This is a genomic window from Sphingomonas xinjiangensis (genome assembly GCF_014199255.1).
Taxonomy (GTDB): domain Bacteria; phylum Pseudomonadota; class Alphaproteobacteria; order Sphingomonadales; family Sphingomonadaceae; genus Sphingomonas; species Sphingomonas xinjiangensis.
This window is the reverse complement of sequence record NZ_JACIJF010000052.1, coordinates 1-4,633: the sequence shown is the minus strand read 5'-3', so window position 1 is coordinate 4,633 and position 4,633 is coordinate 1. Positions and strand designations below refer to the sequence as shown.

General features: G+C 57.7%; 4 protein-coding genes. 2 read left to right on the top strand and 2 right to left on the bottom strand.

From position 1 onward, the window contains the following. Positions 1 to 902 precede the first annotated feature (902 nt). Positions 903 to 1,253, bottom strand: a complete 351-nt coding sequence (locus FHT02_RS21155; RefSeq protein WP_184092204.1) for an energy transducer TonB — start codon at positions 1,251 to 1,253, stop codon at positions 903 to 905. Between the two features lie 814 nt (positions 1,254 to 2,067). Between FHT02_RS21155 and FHT02_RS21150 the strand changes: the two genes are divergently transcribed. Next, positions 2,068 to 2,640, top strand: a complete 573-nt coding sequence (locus tag FHT02_RS21150; protein ID WP_184092202.1) for a recombinase family protein — start codon at positions 2,068 to 2,070, stop codon at positions 2,638 to 2,640. 242 nt (positions 2,641 to 2,882) lie between these two features. Then, positions 2,883 to 3,437 (top strand): hypothetical protein, encoded by a 555-nt coding sequence (locus FHT02_RS21145; protein ID WP_184092200.1) that lies wholly within the window; start codon positions 2,883 to 2,885, stop codon positions 3,435 to 3,437. Between the two features lie 159 nt (positions 3,438 to 3,596). On the opposite strand, the gene FHT02_RS21140 is transcribed toward FHT02_RS21145, so the two are convergent. Next, positions 3,597 to 4,241, bottom strand: a complete 645-nt coding sequence (locus FHT02_RS21140; RefSeq protein WP_184092198.1) for a DMP19 family protein — start codon at positions 4,239 to 4,241, stop codon at positions 3,597 to 3,599. Positions 4,242 to 4,633 lie beyond the last annotated feature (392 nt).

Genomic DNA, 4,633 nt, shown 5'->3' with positions numbered 1-4,633 from the left:
GAGGTCAGGTTCGACCCCGATCCAGGCATCGTACGTGAAGGGGCTGCCATTCCATCTGCTTTCGAAACGCAGCCGCCGCGATACACCATCTTTTAAGTCGCTGAGCAACCGTGTCGCGAAAGTGCACTTCCTAGCGTTGCGTATGTTCGGCCTTCTGCGCCGACAGGAGTCTACCCAGATACTTTCAAGCGGGTCGGAGACCAGCAGGGCTTCAATGTCGAAAGCGTTCCGCTGACCCATTTAGAGAGCGGCGTTCCACCTGTTGAGCTGAATCGCACCGGCTCACCCGTGTTGGAGCCATACCGACCTCTGAACCGTACGGCGTACATCTCTCCATCCAACACGATTTCTTCCGTATCTCCAGGTTTGACGACGTCCGGCGCTGGTATTATTTTCAATCTGTCGACGGCTTCGAGCACGCCGTGGCAGGTTAGACTTGTTGCCCACGACACCTCAGGCGGATCGTTGAGACGGCGGAAGGTGCGGCGCAACGTAACTTCGCCATCTACAGCACTGAACCCGGCCCTCAAGAATTCTATGGTTTCGGAGGTGTGCGCTAGCGATGCTCCAACCGACACACTCGCCCAAACGTCTTGAGGCAGCGGCTGCACGATCGCGGATTGCAGTATCAAAGCTACTATCATGTGGCTCTCCGTTCGAGACAGAGCTACGGCGAGCCGACGCTGATCGCAACGGCAGCTTTCAGGAAGCACCGCGGCGACGCTGAATGTCCGGAAGTGGGCGTAAGCCGACTGGCCGCTCTCAAGAAGGTACGGTCAAGACCGGACGCTTACGCACCACCGTGAGCGTTCAGCAGATGTCACCCCGGCTTAGGAAGGACTGTCTGCTCGGGGTGACTCCGGCGGCGCGTGCGGCACTAGACAAACGTAGCACACGAGCCGTCAACGTTTTGGCAGCGTCCAGTTCATCTTTCTGATGAAGTCACCTTGTACCGTGTGACCTTCTGCATCTCGCGCCGGCTTGTATCTCAATTTACTAAAGATCGAACATGTAGCTTTATCCAGGCTTGGAGACCCGCTGCTCTCTAAGACTTGGCAGCCTAGTACCTTTCCCTTCTTGTTTACGGGAACCAGGACTCGCGTACTGCCCTCCTGCTTAAGGCGAAGCGCCTCGGCTGGGTAATCATCATCAACCATGAACGACGACTCAGCTAGTACAGGTGGCGTTGCCGCCTTCATCAGATCCGGTGCTGCAGCCTGGTCGAGAGGGAGAACCGCAAAGATCAGAGCCATAGGCGTGCTAGCGAACATGGAGACCCTTCAGATTGCGACCGCGCGCAGCTACCGTCCCAAGAGACTGTGCGCAACTGTACTCCGCATTACCTGCAGACGTGACGCATAGACCTGCTACCCGGCGGATGGCGAACGACCGCTTCCGGATGCTGCACTGATCATTCTAGATGACCTCAGTTGGGCGAAAGCCGACGGTGCGCTTTTCGGGTTAGCGCTTCCGATGCCTGCATGACCTGATCAGCGGCCGCCGTTGCGCTGAAACAAAGAAATCGTCATTGTCCACGGTGCCAAGTGACGTTGGGGGATGCGCTTGCTGAAACGGTGTCTGCTAGCTGTCGCAGGGCTCCTCTCGCTAGGCGTGTTCGTGCTCATCTTCTCACCGAGCGCGCCACGGGCAACTGCTCTACAGCGATGCCAACGCGACTACGGGAGCAGGGGGCCAGATGCCGTCTCCGCATGCACCTCACGACTAACAGCAGAGCAGTTTGCTGAAACTGATGAGGAACGGCGGCGCCGCACTCGATAGATCGGGTGAGGGCCGCATCCGCGGGACGCGCTCAGCCGCGGATCACAAAGCACGCACCAAGGCCTTCGCGATGCGGTCGCGACTGCGGCTTGCCCCGCAGGATCTGCAAAATCGGAAGGTAAAGAAAACGGAGGTTTTTTTGCCTTTAGCGACGCGAACCCGTCGCCATTGCAAATCGGCCGATCTCAAGGTAAATCAACCCGGTAAAGAAAACTAAGGCAACATACATCTTGCTATGACGGCTTTCCTTCTCAAAAGCGCTTTATCGCCGCATAACCGGCATCACGCATGAAGATCGGTTACGCACGCGTATCAACTGCCGAACAGAATCTTGACCTCCAGCGAGACGCACTGATGGCGGCGGGTTGCAACAGGGTGGTCACCGACAAAGCTTCGGGTGCGACTGCGGCCAGACCGGGATTGGAAAAAGTGAGGGAGCAGCTTCGCGCTGGCGACACATTGGTGGTGTGGCGCCTCGACCGGCTTGGTCGCTCCCTACGCGATCTGATCGGGTGGATGACCTACCTTGAACAGGAGAAGGTTGGGCTGCTTAGCCTCCATGAGGCGATCGACACCAACACGACATCGGGGAAGCTCACCTTCCACCTGTTCGGCGCTCTGGCAGAATTTGAGCGCAATCTCATCCGAGAGCGCACCCAGGCTGGTCTCGCGGCTGCCAGGTCGCGGGGAAAGAAGGGCGGTAGGCCGAATGCACTAAGCAAAGATAAGCGCGATCTAGCGGTGAAGCTCTACAACGAGGCTGACATGCCGATTGCAAAAATCTGCACGATGCTCGGGATCTCTAAGCCGACCCTCTACGCCTACGTACGAGCGGCTGACGCCGAGGAGAACGCTGCCTAGTAGGTAAGCGTCCGGTCTGAATCGTGCTTTCCTAAACGCCCCCTTCTCGCCTCCGCATAAACGTCTAGCCTACGACCGTCTGCGTCCGCCTTCAGGTCACGCCCGAAGCTCGCTTTAAGGCGACGTTTGGGTGGCTTGCGGACGGGCAGCTTTCGGCGTCCATATCCAGTAAGCGGACATTGCTACGCAATAGAACGGGGTCTTGAATGATGGCGACATCGCGAGGGCTCCGACGCCTTCCAATGCCGACGGTGGTGCTTACCGCGCTGCTAGTCCCGGTGCTAATCGTAGCGCACGAGGCCGGACATCTTGCAGCGGGCCTCGCCCTTGATGTCCCCAATCCGAAGTTAGGGCTGACTGGCTTCACACATGGCCCGGCACCTCAGCTTCAGGCCTGGCAGATGGCGTTGATCGCCGTTTCAGGGCCTGCGGTGACATTGAGTCTTGCATGGGCAGGGCTGGTGCTTGCTAAGAAGGCAGCTACGCGTTTCCCCATCGCTGTGGGCGTCTCCGCATGCATGCGGCTTTTAGAGCTGCTGCCGTTCGGATTGGCAGCCTTAGAAAGGCGTATCCGGGGTGCGTCACCAAGGGCTACAACATTCGACGAGGAGCGTGCTGCGTCGGCCATCGGCCTTCACGGCGATTTGGCGTTGATCGGTGCTACCGTGATCTTTGGCCTGCTGCTTGCGTGTATATTGCGCCAGCAAACGCGCTTAAACGCGTTCGCCCTACTTGCCGGTGGACTTCTTGGGTGGTTGGCATGGAGGGTCTTACTGGAGCAACAACTCGTCCGTTGAAGCCTCAGATCGCACGTGCCGGTGACGGCGATAGTTGGGTGGCTTGCGGACTGGCGGTTTTTGAGAAAGCGGACGGCGATAACCGCCGTTCAAGGCGGCGTCCCGTTTCCCGGAAAGGATCGAGTTTTGGGAAGCGGCTGCGAGGAAGCTCGCCAGCAATTAGCGACGCCAGATCTTATGGATCAGGGCCATCATTGATCCATGATTTTCAGCGTGACGGCGTCTCACGCGCGCAGCCATGCGGAGTCCGCGCAAGGGAGGGTCGGGAACGATGCGCCTCAGCCAATCGGTGCTAGCTGGACCATCAGCATCATCCACAACAACCCAACTTTGCTGCAAAACCCAGTCGTGAAGATGATGTAGCAGCTTGCCCTCGCTTATCTCCAACTCCGCGAATGAGTCATCGAGACCATAGAATATCTCTTTCACTTCTTGGTTGTTGCCGCTTTCGTAAAGATCGTGGATGCGGTCTTCATTCGCGTTTGCAACCTCGATAAAGCACTCTATCAGATTACCGTGCTGGCTTAGACCAACTCGACCAAGCAGTTCCGATGCGCCTCTCAGGGCCTCTAGGTCTCCATCCTTGTTCTCATAATATTGTGCATGCCCGCCATTTGCGCGATCGCCATGATAATCCCATAGCTTGGCAAAATGCATCGCATCAGACGGAAGCTCGTTCTCATTCCAGCCACGTTCAAGTGCTTCTTCGATGAAGTACCCGAGCCAAAGGCAAGCCTCGCCAGGATCATGGGAGCGTGCCTCGTGCCTTGTGATGGATATGCGTTCGATCCGGCAATCGGGCATGCTTGGCATCCTGGGCGATCTTTCAGATCAATCCCTGCCATGTCGAACGGGGACATGCCACTTAGCCGATCATGATATCGAAACCGGCGCCGCAACCATTCCCGCAAACGAACCCGTGTAGAGAAAGGCTCCCTGCCCCTCGCGCGTATGGGCGTCCGAGGCATCCGCTTTCCCACAATCTGTTCCCGATTGCTCTTTCCCAAAATTGCCCTTCGGAGATAGAGAAACGGAATGATTGCGCTGAACGAGCGGCTGCTTTCGGGAACACGGATTGCCCACCTGGACGTCCGGGTTTGGGGCGGAAGCAGTCGCGGCCATAGCAGTAGGGGCGCTCACGTCGTGAGCGCCCCTACCTTGTACTTGATCGCCGATCAGCGTCGACGGCAATTACC

Coding starts and splice junctions, on each gene's coding strand:
- FHT02_RS21155 (WP_184092204.1), bottom strand. CDS start 1,253: ATGGCTCTGATCTTTGCGGTTCTCCCTCTCGACCAGGCTGCAGCACCG.
- FHT02_RS21150 (WP_184092202.1), top strand. CDS start 2,068: ATGAAGATCGGTTACGCACGCGTATCAACTGCCGAACAGAATCTTGAC.
- FHT02_RS21140 (WP_184092198.1), bottom strand. CDS start 4,241: ATGCCCGATTGCCGGATCGAACGCATATCCATCACAAGGCACGAGGCA.
- FHT02_RS21145 (WP_184092200.1), top strand. CDS start 2,883: ATGCCGACGGTGGTGCTTACCGCGCTGCTAGTCCCGGTGCTAATCGTA.